Annotated in this window: 25 protein-coding genes and 1 pseudogene; 3 read left to right on the top strand and 23 right to left on the bottom strand. The window is 40.3% G+C overall.

Annotation, left to right across the window (positions count from 1 at the left end; genetic code table 11):
• Positions 1 to 6 precede the first annotated feature (6 nt).
• The 14 genes from ACWYN3_RS04985 to ACWYN3_RS04920 all read right to left on the bottom strand — a co-directional run bounded on the left by ACWYN3_RS04985 (position 7) and on the right by ACWYN3_RS04920 (position 11,028).
• Entirely contained in the window at positions 7 to 1,029 is a 1,023-nt protein-coding gene (locus ACWYN3_RS04985) for a hypothetical protein (protein ID WP_456220150.1), read from the bottom strand.
• Between the two features lie 5 nt (positions 1,030 to 1,034).
• Positions 1,035 to 1,460 carry a hypothetical protein gene (locus ACWYN3_RS04980; protein WP_456220149.1) on the bottom strand — a complete coding sequence of 142 codons (426 nt, stop codon included), beginning with the start codon at positions 1,458 to 1,460 and terminating at the stop codon, positions 1,035 to 1,037.
• 5 nt (positions 1,461 to 1,465) lie between these two features.
• Positions 1,466 to 1,897 carry a hypothetical protein gene (locus ACWYN3_RS04975; protein WP_456220148.1) on the bottom strand — a complete coding sequence of 144 codons (432 nt, stop codon included), beginning with the start codon at positions 1,895 to 1,897 and terminating at the stop codon, positions 1,466 to 1,468.
• 73 nt (positions 1,898 to 1,970) lie between these two features.
• Positions 1,971 to 2,753: a hypothetical protein gene (locus ACWYN3_RS04970; protein WP_456220147.1), complete on the bottom strand. Its 783-nt coding sequence runs from the start codon at positions 2,751 to 2,753 to the stop codon at positions 1,971 to 1,973.
• Complete coding sequence (locus ACWYN3_RS04965) at positions 2,720 to 3,247, bottom strand: hypothetical protein (protein WP_456220146.1); 528 nt, start codon at positions 3,245 to 3,247, stop codon at positions 2,720 to 2,722. The genes ACWYN3_RS04970 and ACWYN3_RS04965 overlap by 34 nt, the downstream gene beginning before the upstream one ends.
• 35 nt (positions 3,248 to 3,282) lie before the next feature.
• Positions 3,283 to 3,858: a hypothetical protein gene (locus tag ACWYN3_RS04960; protein WP_456220145.1), complete on the bottom strand. Its 576-nt coding sequence runs from the start codon at positions 3,856 to 3,858 to the stop codon at positions 3,283 to 3,285.
• A 23-nt stretch (positions 3,859 to 3,881) separates the two neighbouring features.
• Positions 3,882 to 5,975, bottom strand: coding sequence for an RHS repeat-associated core domain-containing protein (locus ACWYN3_RS04955; protein ID WP_456220144.1), 2,094 nt, complete (start codon positions 5,973 to 5,975; stop codon positions 3,882 to 3,884).
• A 41-nt stretch (positions 5,976 to 6,016) separates the two neighbouring features.
• Positions 6,017 to 6,289 (bottom strand): hypothetical protein, encoded by a 273-nt coding sequence (locus tag ACWYN3_RS04950; RefSeq protein WP_456220143.1) that lies wholly within the window; start codon positions 6,287 to 6,289, stop codon positions 6,017 to 6,019.
• A complete protein-coding gene (locus tag ACWYN3_RS04945) occupies positions 6,286 to 6,552 on the bottom strand; it encodes a hypothetical protein (RefSeq protein WP_456220142.1) in 267 nt (88 codons plus the stop codon). The genes ACWYN3_RS04950 and ACWYN3_RS04945 overlap by 4 nt, the downstream gene beginning before the upstream one ends.
• Complete coding sequence (locus tag ACWYN3_RS04940; protein WP_456220141.1) at positions 6,525 to 6,794, bottom strand: hypothetical protein; 270 nt, start codon at positions 6,792 to 6,794, stop codon at positions 6,525 to 6,527. Before ACWYN3_RS04940 ends, ACWYN3_RS04945 begins: the two co-directional genes overlap by 28 nt.
• 267 nt (positions 6,795 to 7,061) lie before the next feature.
• On the bottom strand, positions 7,062 to 7,532 hold the full coding sequence (locus tag ACWYN3_RS04935; protein WP_456220140.1) for a hypothetical protein: 471 nt from the start codon (positions 7,530 to 7,532) through the stop codon (positions 7,062 to 7,064).
• Positions 7,484 to 8,485 (bottom strand): toxin TcdB middle/C-terminal domain-containing protein, encoded by a 1,002-nt coding sequence (locus ACWYN3_RS04930; protein WP_456220139.1) that lies wholly within the window; start codon positions 8,483 to 8,485, stop codon positions 7,484 to 7,486. The genes ACWYN3_RS04935 and ACWYN3_RS04930 overlap by 49 nt, the downstream gene beginning before the upstream one ends.
• Positions 8,486 to 8,555: 70 nt before the next feature.
• Positions 8,556 to 10,364 (bottom strand): SpvB/TcaC N-terminal domain-containing protein, encoded by a 1,809-nt coding sequence (locus ACWYN3_RS04925; protein WP_456220138.1) that lies wholly within the window; start codon positions 10,362 to 10,364, stop codon positions 8,556 to 8,558.
• The gene (locus ACWYN3_RS04920; RefSeq protein WP_456220137.1) at positions 10,291 to 11,028 is read right to left on the bottom strand and encodes a SpvB/TcaC N-terminal domain-containing protein; all 738 of its coding nucleotides are present in this window, start codon (positions 11,026 to 11,028) and stop codon (positions 10,291 to 10,293) included. Before ACWYN3_RS04920 ends, ACWYN3_RS04925 begins: the two co-directional genes overlap by 74 nt.
• Positions 11,029 to 11,415: 387 nt before the next feature.
• Here ACWYN3_RS04920 and ACWYN3_RS04915 point away from each other — a divergent pair, with 387 nt between their 5' ends.
• Positions 11,416 to 11,577 (top strand): hypothetical protein, encoded by a 162-nt coding sequence (locus ACWYN3_RS04915; RefSeq protein WP_456220136.1) that lies wholly within the window; start codon positions 11,416 to 11,418, stop codon positions 11,575 to 11,577.
• Positions 11,577 to 12,065, top strand: a complete 489-nt coding sequence (locus tag ACWYN3_RS04910) for a response regulator (RefSeq protein ID WP_456220135.1) — start codon at positions 11,577 to 11,579, stop codon at positions 12,063 to 12,065. Before ACWYN3_RS04915 ends, ACWYN3_RS04910 begins: the two co-directional genes overlap by 1 nt.
• A 49-nt stretch (positions 12,066 to 12,114) precedes the next feature.
• On the opposite strand, the gene ACWYN3_RS04905 is transcribed toward ACWYN3_RS04910, so the two are convergent.
• The 9 genes and pseudogenes from ACWYN3_RS04905 to ACWYN3_RS04865 form a co-directional block, all read right to left on the bottom strand.
• Positions 12,115 to 12,549, bottom strand: a complete 435-nt coding sequence (locus ACWYN3_RS04905; protein WP_456220134.1) for a hypothetical protein — start codon at positions 12,547 to 12,549, stop codon at positions 12,115 to 12,117.
• Positions 12,489 to 13,212: pseudogene (locus ACWYN3_RS04900) on the bottom strand (MFS transporter). Before ACWYN3_RS04900 ends, ACWYN3_RS04905 begins: the two are co-directional and overlap by 61 nt.
• A gap of 283 nt (positions 13,213 to 13,495) precedes the next feature.
• Positions 13,496 to 14,476, bottom strand: coding sequence for an SAM hydrolase/SAM-dependent halogenase family protein (locus ACWYN3_RS04895; RefSeq protein ID WP_456220133.1), 981 nt, complete (start codon positions 14,474 to 14,476; stop codon positions 13,496 to 13,498).
• A gap of 38 nt (positions 14,477 to 14,514) precedes the next feature.
• Positions 14,515 to 15,066 carry a hypothetical protein gene (locus tag ACWYN3_RS04890; protein ID WP_456220132.1) on the bottom strand — a complete coding sequence of 184 codons (552 nt, stop codon included), beginning with the start codon at positions 15,064 to 15,066 and terminating at the stop codon, positions 14,515 to 14,517.
• Entirely contained in the window at positions 15,066 to 15,566 is a 501-nt protein-coding gene (locus tag ACWYN3_RS04885; protein ID WP_456220131.1) for a hypothetical protein, read from the bottom strand. The genes ACWYN3_RS04890 and ACWYN3_RS04885 overlap by 1 nt, the downstream gene beginning before the upstream one ends.
• Positions 15,566 to 17,041 carry a phosphopantetheine-binding protein gene (locus ACWYN3_RS04880; protein WP_456220130.1) on the bottom strand — a complete coding sequence of 492 codons (1,476 nt, stop codon included), beginning with the start codon at positions 17,039 to 17,041 and terminating at the stop codon, positions 15,566 to 15,568. The genes ACWYN3_RS04885 and ACWYN3_RS04880 overlap by 1 nt, the downstream gene beginning before the upstream one ends.
• A gap of 8 nt (positions 17,042 to 17,049) precedes the next feature.
• Entirely contained in the window at positions 17,050 to 18,051 is a 1,002-nt protein-coding gene (locus tag ACWYN3_RS04875; RefSeq protein WP_456220129.1) for an amino acid adenylation domain-containing protein, read from the bottom strand.
• A complete protein-coding gene (locus ACWYN3_RS04870) occupies positions 18,006 to 18,983 on the bottom strand; it encodes an AMP-binding protein (RefSeq protein WP_456220128.1) in 978 nt (325 codons plus the stop codon). Before ACWYN3_RS04870 ends, ACWYN3_RS04875 begins: the two co-directional genes overlap by 46 nt.
• Positions 18,984 to 19,428: 445 nt before the next feature.
• Positions 19,429 to 20,412, bottom strand: a complete 984-nt coding sequence (locus ACWYN3_RS04865; RefSeq protein ID WP_456220127.1) for a glycoside hydrolase family 43 protein — start codon at positions 20,410 to 20,412, stop codon at positions 19,429 to 19,431.
• Between the two features lie 133 nt (positions 20,413 to 20,545).
• On the opposite strand from ACWYN3_RS04865, the gene ACWYN3_RS04860 reads away from it, so the two are divergent.
• Complete coding sequence (locus tag ACWYN3_RS04860; protein WP_456220126.1) at positions 20,546 to 21,007, top strand: VOC family protein; 462 nt, start codon at positions 20,546 to 20,548, stop codon at positions 21,005 to 21,007.
• Positions 21,008 to 21,097 lie beyond the last annotated feature (90 nt).

The following is a 21,097-nucleotide window of genomic DNA, read 5'->3' as shown; positions in this document are numbered from 1 at the left end:
TGAAAATCAGTACGTTTTAAGCCTATTTTTTTTCATCATCCTGGATACCGCATACAAAACACTCAGGTTTTTAAAATTTAGTTTACCATCTGGTGCAAGTGTACTCAGCTGATCAAAATCATCACCTGATAATTGCAGACAAACTGATAAGCTATCCCTGTATACTGATAGTAAAACAGCACCACCAATAGTATCCTCTAATAAATGATCATCTACGAAACCATTTTTTGATTTATTCAGAAAAACCTGGTGAAACAATGGCAGCGGGCTTTCTTCAGTACGTATTTCATAAGGGATCCCCCCGAAGAAACCTGTTAATTCTTCCACCTTAAGACCACTTAATACTGAAATACGTTGTAAATCAGCCAGCTTTAAGATCGCTTCCTGAAGATCGCCCGCGCCAAGGTTCGGCTGAGAAATGACTTCATCTAATAACTCAAATTTCAGCCCCGTTTTTTTCTGCAACCTTAAAAAGCGATGGATACGGTCTAAAGCGACATCATCCAGGTTATTAATGAGCTTTTGTGTAGTAGTATCACAGGTCAGATCAAGGTTTTTAACAAACAATTTTTGATCCGGATCAATGAATTTCAAAGTCAGCAATACTGTCAGATCCTTAAAACTCAGCCCGGTTTTAGTCAGGAATACATCCACATTACCTACTTCAGAAGAAGCGTTTGCCGAGGTTGTATTCCAGTAAGCTTTTTGTTTACCGGAAGCAGCAGTGATCACTAAATCTTTCTCTGCATCAGTTAAACCCAGTTTTTCAGTTGCAATTGCTAAGTCAGAAGGAATGGCTGCACTTTGAAAAGCTTTCATCAATTCTGACCGGTCAATATCAAATCTGGAGAAATAAGCCTTTGCTGAACTCAAGTTCAGATCAAAGGGAAGTTTAAAAGCATAAAAGCTGGTTTGTAATATCTTGTAAGCGTTTACATTGACATAAGCTGGAGAAGAGGCTAATTCCTCGGCAGAAGAAAGCGTTTGGCGTAACCTGTTAATCTGATACTTGTTTCCTCCTATTGGCACTGCTTTTAAACTATCTTTTGATCACGCAGATAAAATGGCTGCCCCGGAATAGTCCCTTCTGTTCTGAAAATAAGCGTCTGATCTGTAACCGGGAAATTACAAGGGATATCCGTAACCACCAGGGTTACCGGATCGGTGAACGATGTTTTAGCGGCCAAAAGTGTATGGAGAAGTGAAGCTGAAATCTTTCCTTTAAGCGGGTTCGGGCCATCTGAAAGAACCCCGGTATAAGAAATTCCAGGATCAGGGGCAATCGCTTCTTCCAATAACTCACAAACCAAATCAATATAAGGAATAGGTGTCATCGCATTTTCACAACCCAGATCGATATCTCCCAGATCAGGACGACGCTCAAACAACACCTCTTTAGCAGATAAATTTGCAGGGGGCAAAGTCAGATCAGTTACCCTGCGGTTCTGTAAAAACTGCAAAATCTCTACCAGATAAGCCGCGGGGCTATATACTGACCTGCACTGATCACAGGTACAAACATCTGTCGTATAAAAAACGATTTCAGATTCGGAAAATCTTTGCTGACAGCTTCTATTTTTAAACTCAGCGATTTCATTTCCATAGCCGGAATATCCATAGCGCTCATCGCATCATGGAGTTCACCAGCCATTAATTTGGCAGCAATATTCACTGTTTCTGCACGGTTAAAAATTGCTTTTGCCTCTATGGGATCGATTCCTGCTTTAGGGGCGATATCATTCACAAAACGGGATTTACCAGCCAAAGCAATACTTTGTGCGGAATGGATATTTTGCGCTATTAACCCATTCGTTTTACTATAATGCGGTACGAGCTTAAAAACGCGCTGTACCGCTTTTAACTCATCACGGAGCGGATTGTTTTTCTCATCCGCCATTTTCTGTTTCTTAAAGAACTGGTCTATATTGGAATGCTGTAAGTCGAAACTGGTCTGAGCTTTAAAAAACTCTTTAATTTTCGTCTCGTTTTGATAAGGTGTTTTTGCTTCCCGCTCTACTTGTGCAGCAAAAGCTAGCTACTGAAGGATATTCCTTTTCGAATTTTCTGGCCATTGCCGAAGCCTGGATATCGAGCATCTCCTTTTCTGCTCCCTGATCTTTAACCCCCGGCTGTTTAGCCAGAATTGTGCGCCAGTCTGCTTTATTTAGAGCCGCTAAGTTTTTAACTTCTTCTGCGGTCTTGATATTTTCTGTTTTTTTTTTTACCCTGTCAATCAAATCTATATTAAAACCCAGCAGTTCGGCCAGTCTAACCGCAGTTTTAGCATCAATCTGATGATGACCACTTTCGAAAAAACTCTTGTCAGTGAGTTCATTAACCAAACCATCAAGATTGTTCCTGTTATTTTTAAAGATCTGTCCTATATCAGACAAACGGCTGTCCAGCACATAACTTTTCAGCAGCAGAAACACCTTCGCAGCATATTCTTTTTGATAATAATCTTCGGCCTTTGTTTTATATTGCTGAAGGATTTCCAGATATCTGTTCAGCTCTTTCAGCGTTTTTTCGGCAACTAATTTTTCTTTACAGCGTCTCTCTAAATCTTGTTTGATAGTTTTAGGATCACATAAAGCAGCATCATACAGCAAAGGCAGAATCTCTGTATTGAGATCTACCGATACACGCACCTGGAAAGTATTGATTAAATCATTTTTCAATAAGGTATTCTTACGAAGCAGGGCGTAAAAGAAAGGTGCTTCTATTTTTGATAAGTTCTGAAGACGCTGAGCCACGGCAAGATGTACAATTTTCTCTGCCGGGGGACACTCATTTCTCTGGAAAGAAAGGAGATATCCTGGTTAGTTGAATTCTCCTGTAAATCTGCCGGTTTAACTTTATCTGCCAGAAAACTAACCTCTTTATATAGAAAATCATATTCTATAATTTCGGGCCGGACCGCACCTTTGATGACTATATTGATCTCTTCGGATGGAGAGGCATTAAACCTGGTGTCAATAATAGCAGAAGCAAACAGCACAGTCTTTTTCTCCCTGCTCAATACTTTCATGGATAAATCAGCTTCTTTTCTGCCCCGCCCACTCAGTTGCTCATGTTTCCAGCTAATTTTATAACTGCCGTCCTGTGCTGTAATACATTCGCCCAAAAGCTCTTCAGAACGCATATCACGGTCATAAGCTTGTACCAACAGATTGGGTAAGGACTGATTAGACTGGTTACTTATTTTTTTACCAAATACAATATTAATTGCCTGATTTAAAATTGCCATGATGAATATCTTTAGGTTTTATGTTTAATCGTTGTTTATTTTAAAAGTGACCATAAATAAAGTCCTCCTGCTACTAATGCCCCTACTCCGGCTCCAACTGCAGTTCCTACTCCCGGGATTACAGAACCAATAGCTGCACCTGTCAGCACTGCAGCTCCTAAACCTAAACCATCAGCCGTACTCCTGCTTGCGCCTGCCTCATTAGCTACGGCGCGGACGATATGCCCGGTTCCGGCACCAATTACTGCAACCCAACCAGCAACTACTGGTAAAGCCTCTGCGGCAGCAAGCAACGGTGCCGCTAATGGTGCTGTGGTAGCAGTCATCAGTGATGCTCCGGCTGCCCCGGTCAGTACAACTTCTGCTTCTGCAACAAATGGAACGGCTCTTCCTACTGCACCTACAATACTGGCTCCTGTGCCTCCGCCTCCCATTGGGACGCTTCTTCCACTGCCACCTCCGCCTCCCGATGGTCTCGCTGCCGGAGCAGCAGGCCTTGGCGCAGCAGGTGGTCTTGGCGGTGCAAGCGGCGCTGCAGGACGTGGCGGCGCTACTGGTGGTGGTGCAGCCGCTCTTGGTGGCGCATCAAAATCCAGAGGCATTTGCTGCATTGGCGCAGGTGCTGCTACAGGTGTTACCGGTGTCCCTGTTCCCGAAGCTGGCGATAAGGTAATGAGTGGTGGCGGAGCTGCGGGTGGTGCTGTGTCGCCCTTCCAATTATCGGAAGTCTTGGATCTCTTAAAGCTGGCGGTAAAGCAATTGTCGGATATCTTACTCCTTTTGAGGCTACACCAGCGGGGGTCATATCAAGCCCATCAGTTCTGGTATAACCACCAGCGGCCCTTACTGTACCTGCCATCGCCCGTACTGCCCCACCTCCGTCACTTCTGTTAGGCCCAGCTAACTGAGGCCCGACAGGAGACCTTTCTCCCGCTGTCAATAAAACAAAAGGTTTACCCATATGCCCTACATCCACATCACTGGTATAATCAGAAGTCCAGATCCGGTATACCCCGGTCATGGTAGCCCTGAGTTCGGGAGAAATCCCCCTGCCGCTATAGGTCGCTGTAACCTCAGTATGATAAACCCGGCTTTCCCAGAAAGACATTTGCGGAGGGTCAGACTGAGTTCCCGTCTGATCATTATACCTGATCGGGTTATTTCTTGTATAGGCATATAAATTTACCCCGTCTTTGAGCCCTGCAGCATCCACATTGAGCCAACGGCCCAGCCAGGGCAGGTAGTAACGTGAACTATGATAAGAAAGTCCGCTTTCTTCATCCCGCTCCATTCCTGTATAACGATAACGTTTCGCTGCGGCTTTGATACTGGCATTTCTGGCTTGATAAGCTGTGGTACCAAAAGGATGATATTCTTCGTAGCTGATCACCTGTGCAGTAGCATCCAGCTCCATACTTGCAGAACCCGTATGGTTATGTAATTGATAACGAACCAGGTGTTTTTCGGTACCATCATCTACTGCATTACGGGTTTCTACCATAACAAAGCGGTTCCCCTGATCTATCAGGCTTAAACTTCTGCGCTCCAGACCAGCATCTGTACCGGTAACCTTCCGGTACAATTCATATCCGGAGATGTAAATCCGCTCTTCTTTGACAGTTGTTATTTTCCCTTCATCAGCCTCATTTTCTGTCAGTTTCCGGATGCGCTGCCCCTGCCCGTCATATTGATAATAAGTAGTTTCGGCCGTGCCTCCATCTAATTTTTTCTGCCGGATGGTTTTAACCAGTTCTTCTTTGAAATCCCATCCCATATCTTCCAGATGAGGCATTTGCAGGATATAGCCATGTTTAGCATGATGCGTATACGAATAGGTATTCACTCCTGTTTTTGTACTATTCAGCCGGTTATTGCCGGCTCCATATTGATAAGTCCGTTTCCAGTTATTCCCGGTAGCTGCATGCTGTACCTGCTGAACATTCCCCACCTTGTCATATTGATAACTTTGTGTATAGTTACGTACGGCCATCGGATCTCCAGGATTAGCAGTCTGCATAAAAGCTGTATCATTCCAGTTATCCTGATTCGTATAAATCAGTGCAGCATCATTTTCCCTCCCCTTAGCTTCTGCCAGACGATACAAAGCATCATATGTGTATTCTGAAATCCCGGTTACCTTTGCATTATTAAAGAAAACAACAGGGATATTTTTATCATTGATAAAAGTAACATTGCCTACCGGATCATAACTATAATACCAGTCTTGCAGAGGATCATTACTGAGTCTTTTACTTTCCAGACGATTGAGGCGGAAGGTTTCCTGATCATAATAGAAACGGGTAATCACATCATTTCCATAAATAATTTTGTTCCGCTGCCCCTTCTCATTATAATCTATATCCTTGATATAGGTTGTTGTAACCGCCGGGTCTGCATGCGCTACAGTTTCTGCATTTAACAATCCTGCTTCATTATAAGATGGCGTAATGACACTTCCGTCGGGAGCAGTTTGTTTCGAAATTCTGCCTAGTGCATCCAGCGCTGTGGTGAAAGTATAACTATCCGTTTCGAGGTTAGAAACCAGGTTTCCATCTATCCAGTTAGCCACCTCCTTGTAATATTTGAACAGGGTTTTGGTTGTTGATACCGGCTTCCCTTTAAAATCATAAGCTGGAGTATCTATTAATCCGCCAGTATCATAATGCCTGATTATTTGCCCTTTAAGATTTTTAACTTTTGCGTTAAGGACTGTATCTCCATAAAACAAACGTTCAAAAATATGGTCAAGCGCGACAGCTCCGTCCCCCCCTAATACCTTACTATAAGTTGACCGGTGTAAAATATATCATAGAAGTACTGGAACTCATGGTTTCGCTCATCCCAGGTTCTTAGTGGTTTACCCATAATATCCTGAACCAGCCACCGCTTGCCTGCATCAGTACTGTCCTGGTAAATCATATTGCCCAGCATATTATATTTATACTGCATGAGCAGATTATTCCGGCCATCGACTACCCCACGCTGATTACCTTCGGCATCTAATATTGCCCGGGTTTCTGTAAACTCATCAGCGGCAGTCACTGGATTTTTTTGTGTTCTATGGACAAAACCGGTCTGCCCATGGTATCGAAATGCTGAACCGTCGGTGTGCCTGCATGTTTGACTGCCTTATCTGCAACTTGTTTTTCTACTACAGGATCTTTGCCCTGGGCGATTAGCTGAGCATTAATCAATCCGTTATGACGGTTCAGGTACCATGGTGAATCCAGCAAAGTATCATTCTGGTCAAATGCGATATGTTTCCAGGAAGTATATTCTACTTTAGTATAGCTTTCATCGGGCATTTAGTTTTCATAATCCTGCCCGGAGCATCATAATAAAGTACAGAAGTTACGCCCGTTTCAACGAGTTCCTTTAAATCTTCATACTGAAAACTGACAGAGAAGTAGGGTTCATATTGTTTGACAGCATTCCCTTTATTATTTAATACAGTCCTGCCATTTCCTATCCATCGTAATTGTTTCGGGATTAAAGTTCCGGTGTCAATAGCAGTTACCGTGTAAGAATTATCTGGATTGACGACCACTTTTTTAGCAAGACCGGGCTCTGCCTGTGTTTTTTTTTTTCACGACCTGCCCTAATCCATTCGTATATTCAAAACTAAGCTGAACTGGCGAGTTGTTATTTTTCTGATAATGTTCTTCCCTGGATATTGCAGCTGTTACTGCGGGTTTTCCTGTAGTAACATAACTATGAAAATCCAGTAAATAGCGGGTAGTTGCATGGTGGAGTAAATCTTTGGCCTTTTGCGTTAACTGAACAGAATCCGCTGCATTAAAATAAGCCCATTTTTTCAGATGTTTTCAGCTGCTGTAGTAAATTCTGTCAGACCAGTCAGGTCATCAGCCTCTGTGCCTTTTCCATAAAGTGCTACTGCTTTTACAAAACCCAGTTCGTCACTTACAACCTCAGAAATGTTATCATTTACATCTTTTAATCTCCTGGGGGTGAGTGTCCTGTAATTGAATTGATCAATTGATGCTTTATTACCAATTGCATCCTCTGTTTCCTCAATAAATAAGACATAATTACTATCATATTTCACTTTGGTTTTTGCACTATAAGGGTCAGTAAAGGAAACTGGCATATAAAACCGGCTTTGAGCCGCAGCAATGGTTTCAGCACCTTCCAGATATTGCGAAGTCCCTGATCTGATCCACCAGTTCGCATCTCCTTCACTGTGACAGAATTTACCTTCCAGTAATAAGGCAGCATCTACCCTGACCCCAAACAGATCAGTAACCAGTGCAGGTGTATAAGCCAATTGATAGTTTTCAAAAGATAGCCCTTTGAATCCAGTAAATGAAGTGTTAGCGGAGCAGTCAGGTTATTACTTCTATAAACTGTCCTGATTTGCTCAATCAGTCTTTTCTGCGTGGTTCCGGGAGCCGGATTTGCATCTATCTGATGATAGGCAGCTTCAACTGCGGTACTTAATACGTCTGCGAAATTTTCTGGCTGATAGTAAAAGTCTGTTTTTGTTACTCCTTTAAGTTCGTAGGTTGTGGCCTGTGAAGGTAACCTCAACCGATAGTCGGTTGCTGTAATGACATCATTAGTGAACTTATTTGCTAAATAGGTGATAACAGGCTGCTGCTGGATCTGTTGTATATCGGCAGGCAATGTTACATCCGCTATAATCCTTGGGTAAACTACCGAAGCAGAATCCAGTACGTTTGCATATTCATCAAACGTCAAACTCAGTTTATGTAATATCCTTGGATCTGATGGTTCCCGTTCATAATTATAGGTAATCCCCTCGCTTTCTTTGGCGATAAATACGGCATAAGGATTCTGCCCTTTTGGTTGTATTAATTCAACTGTACAATTATGGGTGCTAACTGTATAGGGTATCAATTGTTTTTTAAGTTCATCGGCCGTTGCCCCTGTAGCGGGTGCATCCAGCGCAAAAACTTCAGCACGTAAAGCAAGTCCTTTACAAGCTCTGGCGGCTTGCTGCCATTCTCCGGCACTTAAATGCTGGAGGATCGAGATATCAAGATTTGGAGCTAACGTTACCTGTGCATCAGGTAATGTCCGCTCTTGCTGTGAAACAGCATATCCCTGGCGGTTCATCTCTTCGTACCAGTATTCATGTGCAAAAGAATTGAGCATACTCCCACGACCAGTAAATGCCCCGGTATGGCTCCATGAATTTGTCTTCACAGGGTCCTGATGCAGATCCTGGGCCGTCACATTGCTGGAACCTCCTTTCACCCAGTCATCAAATTGTTCTGTATCAATTTGTTCGACCCTGCCAAAACCTCTGAATTCTTTTTCTGTATGATCAAAAATAACCGTGGTGATATTTATAACTGCTCACCAGCCTAAAGCCCGAGATTAAATCCCGGGTTTCAGTTTTGGACATACAGTGAACAGGAAAATGTAATTTAGTTACCCACGGCCGGCCGGCTAGTTTATCTTCCAGATAGAATTTTGTAGAGGGCGTATATTCCAGCGACACTTCCTTGCCCAGGTTATTCTTATAACCGATCATCAGATGAGGTTTCTTGCTGTTCATCAGATCGATATATTTCAATTGCGCCCCTGCATTCTTAGCCAGCCCGCCTGACCAGACGATACAGGCTACCCCATTGCCCATTAAATCTGTGGCTGTGACTTTAGCAGCCGTAGTAATTTCTGGAAAAGGGTCTATACTAACCGGATCAGCACTGAAGCTATTTCCGCTTAGGTTTAGCCAGCATGAAAACTTGTTTTTGCCCAGGTAAATTATATCGGTTGTACCAGATCCATCTATGTCTGTCAATTTGATCAACGCAGGATTAAACATCAGGGTAGGGTAATCAAAAACAGGTGCATTTGCCATACTTATTTTTGCGCCGAACTTTCCATAACCCAAATTAGGCCAGTAGCAGACCTCTCCGTTTCGGATACGAACAAGAGCGGTCATTCCATCGCCCTGCATATCAGCCAGAAAAATAGTTTGCTCAGCTTCTGAAAACAGGATGTGAGGCCCGCTTTCTTCATCAAATGCTTTAAAAACTTTATGAATACTGTTAAATCCTTCTCTTCCAGAGGATTCGTACCAGGTAAAAACCTGTTCTTCGGTAATCAGTATATCGGGTTTTCCATCGCCGTTTAAGTCCACCATCCTGGTATTCGGATCTTTCAGATCTACATTAGGCAAAGTCTGGAAATAACGGAATGGCTGCCACTCCTGCTCATCGCTGAGTTCAAAATAACCTCTTGGCTCATGGTGGTAATTAACAACCTGCCTGCTTCCATCAGCATCGAGGTCTGACAGCTGTAATTGATTATTTAATCCATCCATTAATGACGGCTTAGGAGCAACAAGACGCGCATGCTCAAAATTTCCATTTCCCAGATTTCGTTTATAATACCAGCTATTCCCCTGCTCGGTCAGCATACCAGATAATCCTTCATTAAGTAAATCTGTGAACTGGTATAACTGTTCATCAAGCCCCGAAGGTGCATTGACCAGTGCTTCGGCGGAGAGGTTTTTCACTTCTTTATTCCAATCATGTTTCTGATAGATAAACTCCATTGGCGGAAGGTTCTGACTGGTATAAGTCCCATCCGCTTGTTTGATATAACCGAAGGCAGTTATCGTCTTTAAAAAGGTAAAGTCCTGTCCAGAAATGGTATCGTAATTGAAATTCAAAGATTTGACCAGGGTTTTATTTCCGGAGATGATATCTTTTAATTCTTCAAAATAATGGAACAGGAGTACTCTGCGGCAAAGCCTGGTAGTTCTGATTTCAAAACCCGCTTTACAAACTGAAAAGGCATCAGTCCGGAAGCCCCAGTTATTATTAACACTATCAAAAGGTGCATTTTGATCATATTCTCCATAATCTAAAACAGTTTGAAAGCTATAGTCTGTTTCAGGAGGAAATGGATCTGCGAAGTTTTTATAAGGTGTTTTATTTCCATACAACACCTTTTCAAGATATAAATTGGTATAGGTTATTTTTCCGTTTTTAAAACGGTTGGTATGATTAATCAATTGATGATCAAAGCCCAGTTCATCTTCTTTTTTTTTAACGATATTGTGTACAATTCCCCTTATCATCAAATATAAATTCCGGCCGCCATTCGTAAATCTTGTTTTCATCTCCGGGATCTGTAATTCTTGAGTTACTGCTCCAGCCAAATAGGGTCGTCACATTTGTTTTGGTAGTAATCCGCCATTTAATTTCCGGACCGGTTTTGGCCGACCAGCGTTCTATACGTGCAAAAAGACCTTCTATTCTGGGCAGATAGTAACGTATAGTGAATAAATGATCTGCTGAGTCTTTTTCGTTAATGATATATATTTCTGCCGGATCTTTCATAAAATCGCCGCTCAGATCTTTTTTAAAAGCAGGGACCAGATCTTCTGCCTCAGAGAAAAGAAAAATATCTGAATCAATGGCGTCGTAGTATTGAGGTAATTTTTTATCTGTCTTCCGCTTGATAGACGGAAGATTGATATTCCAACCCAGTCCAAAGACTCCGTTACCTGAGCCGGAACTATAAGTTAAATTTAATGAAGGTGAGTTACCTCTCGCATTGGAGAAAGGAATCGGAATTGAAAAGGAGGCAGTACCATTTAATGCATTAACAGAGAATTTTTCATCTATACCTTTAATTGCCCCGCCTCCTTTGGGCAGATTAATTGATGGTATCTCTATCGCATTGGATTTCGTTTTCCCACCTTCGGTATTCAGGAATTGTTTATCTGACTTATTTTTTGATTCAAATTCATCATGTTTCATCGGAGCTTTTTGTTTTTTCAACGGCTTGGTGCCATCAACCCATAATTAACCTTTCGAGCAAGAACTCTTAGGCCTTATTGAAATCCGGATGATAAACAATTTTATCATCCGGATTTCAATAAGGCCACACAAATTGCTTTATAAAATTCAATTTTTAAATGTTGTATCTCAAGGTAGCCAATACGGATTCCGGAGCGTTCAAATACGGATTTCAAGATGAGTAGTACTACGGTAGCAATAAGTGATTTTACGCTAAAAAGACTGCATAAATAAAATTCAATGTTTCTGCTGTATAATTCAGGCTGCAAAACACAAGTCATTTAGACCTGCAAAAATTTGATACTTTCTAAGAATTAGATTATATTTATTATTCGGGTTTGTATTGATTTATGATTATCCCTCTCTCTCATGGCACCTTTAAAAATTGCAATCGCTGACGAAAACAAGATCTTTAGAAAAGGATTAATAGCAATACTGGAAGATTTTAAAGAGTTTGACCTGGTTTTAGAAACGGGGAACGGTATTGGAATCATTAACCAGTTGTCCATAAAAACCCCGATGTCATCTTAATGGACATTAAACTGCCTGATATGGAAGTATTAAAGATAATTAGTCAAATGAGGGCAAACTTTGACCGGGTCAAGATACTGATGCTATCTGCACATGATGACGATCAATGTATTATCAACGTAATGAAGGCTGGTGCAAATGGTTATCTACTCAAAGATTCTGAACCAGAAGAAGTTATACATGCCATTAATGACGTATGCGATAAGGGTTTCTATTTTAATAAACACTTATCTGTTACTTTAATCAAAGAGCTGCTGGTTCACCATCCAGCTACAATCGGCAGTCACGAAGCTATGTTGAACGACCGGGAAATTGATATTCTGAAATTGATATGCGAGGAAAGCACCAATATTGAGATTGCCGAAAAGCTGTTTTTAAGTGTCCGGACTGTGGAAGGCTACCGAACAAAATTATTCGAGAAAATAGGTTCAAAAAAGATCGCAGGACTGGTAATTTATGCGGTTAAAAACGGGATAATCAGTGTTTGACCTTTGATCATCCCGTTTAATCTTTGTTTGCTAATTCTTTCTTTGTCTATTAAACTGCCTGCCTGGCCGGCTCAGGTACAGCTTTTTTATTCATATTAAAGATGATAAACATAATCACTACTGATAAAACTATAAGTATCAAATAACTATAGCTCAGGTTTCTTTCATCTTTTGCAGGAACTATATTAGCAATTGCATAACTTAAAAAAAAAACAATCACATAAGTAATCCCGCCAGTAAGTCCGCCAGCAATACCTGCATTTTTCGGAAACTTACCCAGACAAAAAGTAAAGTAATTGTTAAAAGTATAACCAGCTCCTACATGGATTATAAAAGCAAAGAAGATCATGGAATATAAGTTCGTGATAAAATTCAGGCTAATAATCATCGCGGCTACAAACACAACCTGTAACCCTACATTGATTACCAGTCTCCTGAAAAATGGTTTATTAATAGTTGCCTTACCAATAAATCCACCGACCATCCATGCAAAACCCAAAACAGGGAGCTGTAACCAGCAACAATAGGCGATAAATGTAAATGATGTTCAATGATAAAAGGGCCGGTCATATTATAGATCATCACCATACAATAAGCCAAACCAAGCATCACAATCCCGAGTGAAAAACTTGCTGTTTTGATCATAGTCGTATAGATATCTACAATTTTGCGGAAACGGAACTCTGTAAAATGTACGAGCGTTTCTCCACTATAAATTAATTCAAGCAAAAGCAGCACCATTGCAAATCCGCCTAAAAAGTAAAAATTAGACTCCCAGCCGAAGGCAGCTTGCAGGTATCCGCCAATAAAAGGAGCGACAATTGGACCTGTAGACCAGATAATAGAAAAAAGACTTAGGTAATGTTTCAACTGGTCACCAGAAAAGACATCTACAAAATAAGCACGCTTGGCAACTATAATTGCACCTACGGTGAGCCCGTGAATAACACGCATCAGATAAATCAAGTAAATGTTATGACTTTTTTTGCAATGACAAAACTGCCAGTGCAAAAATAACCAGTGAAACCAAAGAGATTTTGTATCTCCCAAAACTATCCAGGACACTCCCTATAAATAATTGAGAAACACCATAACTGATTAGAAAAATACTTAATGTTAATTGCACCTGGATACTGCTTACATTCATCTCCCCTGCCATTGTCGGCAATGAAGGAATATAAATATCAGTTGCAAAGCCAGAGAGCGGGAGTAATGCAAAAGCAAGCAGGGTGGCTATTCCCTGATGTTTATCTTTTATAGCTTTTGATTTGGAGGTAATCATTATCATAATGCTACAAAATTAAAGCTTTAGTAGCTTTGTCAATTACACTAATCAAATAAATGATTACACAATTCAATGATGATAGAATTAACGTACAGCCTAAACAGCACCAAAAGCATCAAAACAAATAAAAACATCAAATACGCACCTAAATAATATTACACAATTCAAACAAAACAAAAAAAAAAAATGAATGTATTATGGTTCTTATCCTATCTGCCTTTTTTTTCACAGTCACTTCTACGCTCCACTCATTACCGCTGGCAATATGATAAACTTCGGCAAAGTTAGCCTGATTTAAAGCGAATGATAATTGTAACAGGCTGTTCAGATAACTTAGGGGTTTACCTACAGCAACAGCACCAAAGGTTTGACTGTATGGAGCGTTTCCTTCATAGACTTTTTTTCCTTTATGGAAGATCTTCACCTGTAGCACATCACCATATACAGGGCTCAGTTGTTTAACAAGATCACCACTGATATCAGTCCAGATATTCCCATATTGAACATCCAGAATGGAGATACTACCTTTAAGGACTCCATTTTCAAGCGTCGCTTTCTGATAAGGTATTTCAACTACTTGTTTTGGCAATTCAGCACCAACCTGATCGTAAGTAATAACACCAGAAGCCAATTTAGCACCAGTATAAGCATAAACATCGCGTCCGTGGAAGGTATATGATTTCTCAGAATCTTTACGCCTGTTTTTCACTTCGTTAATTTCCCGTAATGCTTCAATTCCTAATGACTGGGCAACTAAAGTCAGTGTACCATTATCAGGTGTGACAATAAACTGCCCGGTTTTGGTTTTAAGCACCACAGACTTCCTGGCTGTTCCAACTCCAGGGTCTACTACGGAAACAAATACGGTGCCCGCAGGATAATAAGGGACTGTTTGAACCAAACGGTATGCTGCCTCCCAAATATTATACGCAGGGATTTCGTGGGTAAGATCAAATATTTTAAGATCTGGTGAAACACCAATCGCAACTCCTTTCATAGCGGATACAGCACCGTCTTTCAGGCCAAAGTCGGATTGAAAAACAAGAATCTTGTTCTGGGCAATCGCCAGGTTAGCAATAAACAGTAAAAAAATCAGGGCGAAATTGCATTTTAGGTTTGTCATCATCAGGCCATACTTAAAGAAACAAATCTAGCAATATGCGCTTATTTCACAAATTTAGCTGGTGACCCCGCCCATTGTGTATGTTTAGGAATAGTCTCTCCTTTCATGACTAATGATAATGCCTGTAAAGTTGCTCCTTCTTCGATAGTAGAATCATATAAAACGACACTCATCGCACCAATATTACAGTTATCGCCAATATGTAAATGAGCCATTTTCATCACGCGGTCTTCAAAAAGGTGTGTTTGTATGGTACACATGTGATTGATCGCTACATGATCGCCAATATGTACCAGGTCAAATTCTGTGATTTCACTGGTATCCATATAAACGTCTTTCCCTATATCACAACCCATCATTCTAAAAAACACAGGTGCAAATGGTGTTCCCAGTAAGGTATTGACCAATAAAGGATAGACCATATTTTCACATAAAGAATTAACCAGTTCATTTTTCCAGACAAACATGCTCCATAAAGGTTTGTTCGCGGGTTCATAAGTACCAATCAGTACTTTTTTAAACAAAACAGTAATTAAGGCAGAAACTCCAATTAAGGCCACCAGTAAAAATGGGGCCAGACAAAGTGTGTACACTAATGTCTTCCCATATGATCATAATAGTTATCAATTAAGTGATAAAATAACATCAGGATAATCGAAGTAATTGCATAGGGTAAAGTGATCTTAAAAAGCTCAATGATACCACGTTGAATGTATAATTTATTAGTTGGCCTGAAGGTCAGATCATCAGAAAATTTCACACTTTCCTGTCTTTTAGGTAAATACATTGGTGGTGCACCCAGCCACGAAGAATCATTGATATATTTACGTTCAATATTGGCTGGTGGCGTAGATAATACACCGATCAGACAGTTACTTCCGATCGTATCCCCTGAGGAAATTACAGCACTGTTTCCAATAAAAGTTTTATTACCAATAGTAATACGGCGCAGGTACATAGTTCCCTGGTGTACTTCGGGTGATCCTAAACTTACTGAATCTGCAAGAAAGCTTCCTGCACCTATTTTAACAAGGTCTGTTGTAATCTGATTTACAGTAGATATTTCTGTCGCTTTACCAATTCGCGTCCCCATCACCTTAACCATGAAGACAGGTAAATCGTTGCATAAACGGATCTGAAATAAGTTAAACTCATATTCATTAACGAATCAACCGCCCATTTCCGAATATATTTGAAACTGTAAACACTAAAAGGCTCTTCTTTTAACTTCCCAATGATCAACCATTTGAATAGTGCTACCGATGCACAGTAAATGATAATATACATACCGGAAATTGGTACGGAAAGTACTATCGCCCAGCCCAGCCCAAACGACAAAATCACTTCATAATAGATCACTATAAATGGGATGCTCAATCCGAATGGAAAAATGAATACAAAACCAAGGGTAACAATCAGCAGGGACAAATATAGCGCGAAATTCATGGGTTTATTCTGCCCCGAAAACTGCATGGTTTCAGTTGCTTTATTAGACCCGATATGCACTGCGGGGGTTCCTTTCCAATATGCACCAGCAGGAATTGTCGTGTCCGGCTGTAGCTGAGACAGTTCGCCAATCGCCGATCCGTTCTCTCTCACAGCACCACAGGAGATGACTGCACGTGTACCCACAAAACAATTTTCACCAATGATCAGGCTACCAATAACTAAGGCTCCGTCTTCAATTTTATAACCTAATAAATTTGATTCTTTTGAAATACTTGCACCATCACCTATACTAACCAGATCAAATACTCTGATCCTGTCAGATCCAAGAAATACGCGTTTGCCAATTTTAGCACCCATCAGGCTGAAATACCATTTTAAAAATGGGGTTCCGCTTAAAATACCTATCGGACTAAGGTCAATTAGTTTTTTTACGATCCAGAAACGCAGATAATACCAACCCCAAAGTGGATACCGTCCCGCTTTGAATTTACCAATCAATATCCATTTTGCTAATATTGAAAGGATAATGATAGAGAAAAATATAGCAGAGAAACCAGTTACACCATAAACAAGCAGATCATACACATTGGTAGAAGAGCCAAAATGCCTGATGATAAACGGCCCCATTAATCCGGCAGAACCGATCATAAAGAAGACCAGTAGTACACTAACTAATTGCAATACAGAAGTTAATGCTTTCAGACCTGCTGATACTTTTAATCTTACAGTTGGTTTGGCTTTTTCTTTATGCAAATGCTCATTATCGTCGGCAATATCACTAATTTTTGCTGCCAGCTTCTCTAATGTACGGCAGGTATAAATATCCTGTACAGAAATTTGCGCAGCAGCTCCTGTTTTTCTTAATTCAGAGACCATCATGGATGCGACCAGTGAATGTCCGCCCAGATCAAAGAAATCATCCGTCACCGAAACTTCCTGAGGCTCGAAGTATTTCTTCCACACCTCCACCAGCATTACTTCTGTCGGTGTACGTGCAGCAACAAGTTTACGGCCTTCTGATTTATATTTTTTTACAGGCTGAGGCAGGAGTTTCCGGTCTACTTTACCACTGGCAAGCAATGGGAAAGCATCCATAATCACAAATACAGCAGGAACCATATAAGGTGCTAATCTTGCTTTAAGCTGTATACATTACATGATTCTTCGTTAAAAGTATCCTTTTCCCCTTTAAGAATCAGGTAAGCTACAAGCCGCTGTACTTTCTGCTCATCTTCTTTGACAGTCACTACTGCATTTTTTATGCTTTCTATCTGCAATAACTGCGATTCTATCTCAGAAAGCTCAATTCTATAACCTCTTAATTTGACCTGCAGATCAATACGTCCCAGAAATTCAATATTCCCATCTCCGTTAAAGCGGGCAAGGTCACCGCTCCGGTACAAACAGGGAGGTGTGCCTTCCGGAAGCGGGAAAGCTGGTTGTATAAACTTCTCTGCGGTTAAATCAGGCTGATGTAAATAGCCGATTGCTAAACCAGGTCCGCCAATGCAGAGTTCGCCTGGTACACCTATAGGTACTGGCAAAAGCTGTTCATCAACTATACAAGTATAATAATTGACTGCTGGTTTCCCAATGGTGATTTTATGTAACGGATCAAAATCAGCATAGGTAGCAATTACCGTTGCTTCTGTAGGCCCGTATGTATTGACAATACGTAATCCACTATGGTGCCAGGGCAAAAGTAATTCATGCGGACAGTTCTCTCCTCCAAGAATCAATAAACGTAATGAAGGTAAAGGTACCTGCATCATCGAAAGCATTGTAGGCACTGTAGACAGTACAGTCAGCTGATGTGTATCAATAAATTCACTCAAATCGGCTCCGGAATGCATTACAGCCTCCGAAACAGGGAATAAAGTAGCTCCTGACCTAAAAGCAAGCCATATTTCTTCTAAAGAGGCGTCAAATGCTACAGAAAAAACCTGCGCAACTTTATCATTAGGCCCTAATTCAAATAAACGATCCTCTCCTTTGACCAGGTTGCTAATTGCACCATGAGAGATAATCACTCCTTTTGGCCTGCCAGTAGAACCAGAGGTATAAATCATATAAGCCGGATCAGCTACGGTAATAGAAACCGATGGCGCTTCAGAATTATTTTGATGCATAGCAAAAGAACTGTCATCAACGTAATTATTTCACTGGAGAGTTTGAATGAAGCGGAACAGGCCGGGTCACTTAACAAGAATTTAGCTCCGCAATCTTCAAGGATAAAACTCACTCTGTCTTCGGGATAGCCAATATCCAGAGGTACATAAGCTGCACCGGCTTTAAGTATAGCCAGCATCGAAAGATAAACTTCCGGAGACCTTTTTAATAAAATGCCAACGAAATCACCTTTTTGTATCCCCTTGGCTATTAATAATGAAGCAAGCTGATTAGCCGCCTGGTTTAATTCTTCATAATTAACTTGTCGGCCCGCGGCATATATAGCCCTGTTTTGAGGAAAAATCTGTGCAGTTTTTTCAAACAAAGAATGTAATAATTCTGGCGTTCCAACTTCATTATCGATCAAACCAGTATTAAAAATTGCCAGACGTTTCAGCTCAGCAGTATCCATAAAAGTCAAATCTGAGATCCGAATGGTCGGATTTTCTGCTACCTGCTGCAATACGTTCATAAAATGAGCTATTGCATTTTTAAAACTAACAGCATAAAAAGCGGTGTCCTTGCAAGTAAAAACTGAAGAGATCACATCTCCGTTTTCTATGCGGATAGTACTTTTATATTCATTAGCCTGATCGTCACTTTTCCAGACTATAATTAAAGAAAAATCTTCATTGGAAGCGGTATAATAAGTATCAAGACTATCGGCAATTTTATCACTCAATTCACTGAACATCATTTTACTATCTAATGGATATTCAAATCCAAGAGAGGGTAATTGGGTTCCAGATTGTCTGCCCTGGTCAAAACTCAGTCCGATCTTTACAACATCGTTCAGATAGGCCTGATATTTATTCAACAGCACATAAACAGCTCCCGTAACAGCACTTAATAAGTTTAAAGTTTGTTTGGACGGCCCGGTTAATTCATTCATTCTATAGCAGCGTATTATATTAATTCTTGGCTAAAATCAGTTTATAATTCCCATTTTAAAGGGATGTACAACATAGTTTATTTTTTTTCTCATTACCATGGTCCCTTTTTAATTAAATGATGTGACCTATTTTAAGCAATTTTTTAATTAAACGGTATCTCAAAAAGCGGTTCATTTGTGTTTGTAATTACTGTTGACAAAAACCAGTCCTAATTATCATTTACAGATAATTTAAAACCTTATTGCGTTTTATCTTTTGATCCGGTTATGCCATACATAATAAATAAGAAACCATTTAAAGAGCGTGCAAATTTGAACAAAACAAATGATAAAATAATATGGCCAGGCAAGAACAAAACGGCTTTACAGGCTCTGAATTGTAACAATTCACAAGCTTGTGTTCAGTATAAGTATTGAATAAAATTTATCTGATCAGGTTAGAAAACTACCTGATTGGATTTGCTTTCACTCCTTCGAAGGTTATCTGCACCGGTTTGATAAATCCATTTGTATCAAACTCCATCTGATCAATACAGGTAACCCTATGATTTCCATCGGTTTCTCCCAGTGGTCTTCTATGATAAACAATATAGTAATCATTGGTTCCGGGATGTTTGATTACTGAATGGTGACCTGCTCCGGTTGCCACCTGAGCATCTTGCTTTAAGATTTTATCAATTCTTTTGAATGGGCCCATAGGTGTGTCCGCTATGGCATAAGCTACTGAATAGTCAGGTCCTGTCCACCCTCCTTCAGACCACATGAAGTAATATTTACCATTTCGAATAAACATGTAAGGACCTTCTACGTAACCTTGAGGTGTAATTTCTCTAAATAGTTTTCCATCCTGGAAAGGAATAAACCCTGTAAAATCAGCTTTCAGTTTTCCGATATTACAGTGTCCCCACCCCCCATATATCAAATAATACTGTCCGTCTTTATCTTTAAATATAAACTGATCTATTGGCTGCGCACCATTATAAAATTTATCAACAAGTGGTTTACCCAGGTAATCTTTGAACGGGCCTTCGGGCTTATCTGAAACTCCAATCCCTATCCCTCCTGTTTCCTGATCGCTCTGTATATCATCATTGGCTCCGAATAAAAGATAATACTTATTATCCTTTTTGATTATAGAAGGTGCCCAGACAGCTTTTTTAGCCCATTTGAAATTAGCGGTATCAATAACATGTTCGTGTTTCTCCCATTTCACTAAATCCGTGGAAGAAAAAGCATCCATAAATACCTGGTCTTCGTATTTAGCAGAATAAGTAGGGTATACCCAAAATTTATTCTCAAAAACTGCCCCTTCCGGATCTGCGTACCATCCCTGAAAGATAGGATTTCCCGAAGTTTTCATTGGCTTTTCCTGGGCAAACAAGCTGGCTCCTAAACCAGAACAAGCTAAAAATATTAAAACATGTTTCATTGATTATCCTCTAAATGTCTGTGATATGCCTTTTTTTAAATCAAATTCTGATTATATTTAAAAAAACAGAAACCTCTGGAACTAATGTAGGGGTTAATCAGCTAAAATCAACTAACCACCAAATATATTCCATATGAAAAAGATAACTCCATTTTTATGGTTCAATGACAATCTTGAGGAGGCGATTCACTTTTACACCTCGATCTTTAAGAATTCTGTTATTCAAAACATCTCTTATCAGGGAGGAAAAGATCCGGCAACAAAAGGAAAAGTCATGTCTGCTTCTTTTCATCTTGACGGACAAGATTTTCTGGGGATGAATGGCGGCCCTATGTTCTCTTTTACCCCTGCTATTTCTTTATTTGTCAACTGCCATACACAAGAAGAAATAGATGAATTCTGGGAGAAATTATCAGAAGGGGGAGAAAAATCAAGATGTGGATGGCTTAAAGATAAGTTTGGCTTATCATGGCAGATTGTGCCTTCAGATTTGAGCAAACTGTTACGACATCATGATCCGGACAAGGCATCAAGGGTGATGGCAGCCATGTTGAAAATGGATAAACTTGATATGAAAACGCTGAGAGATGCTTAATCATGAAGAACGCTTAAATTAAGAACTGGAATAAAGTTCAATGAAAAAGGCAGTTTTTTCTCTTGATTAAGGGAAAACTGCCTTTACTGA

The sequence above is a fragment of the Pedobacter sp. NJ-S-72 genome, from assembly GCF_053890575.1.
This window is presented reverse-complemented; position numbering and strand designations above follow the sequence as displayed.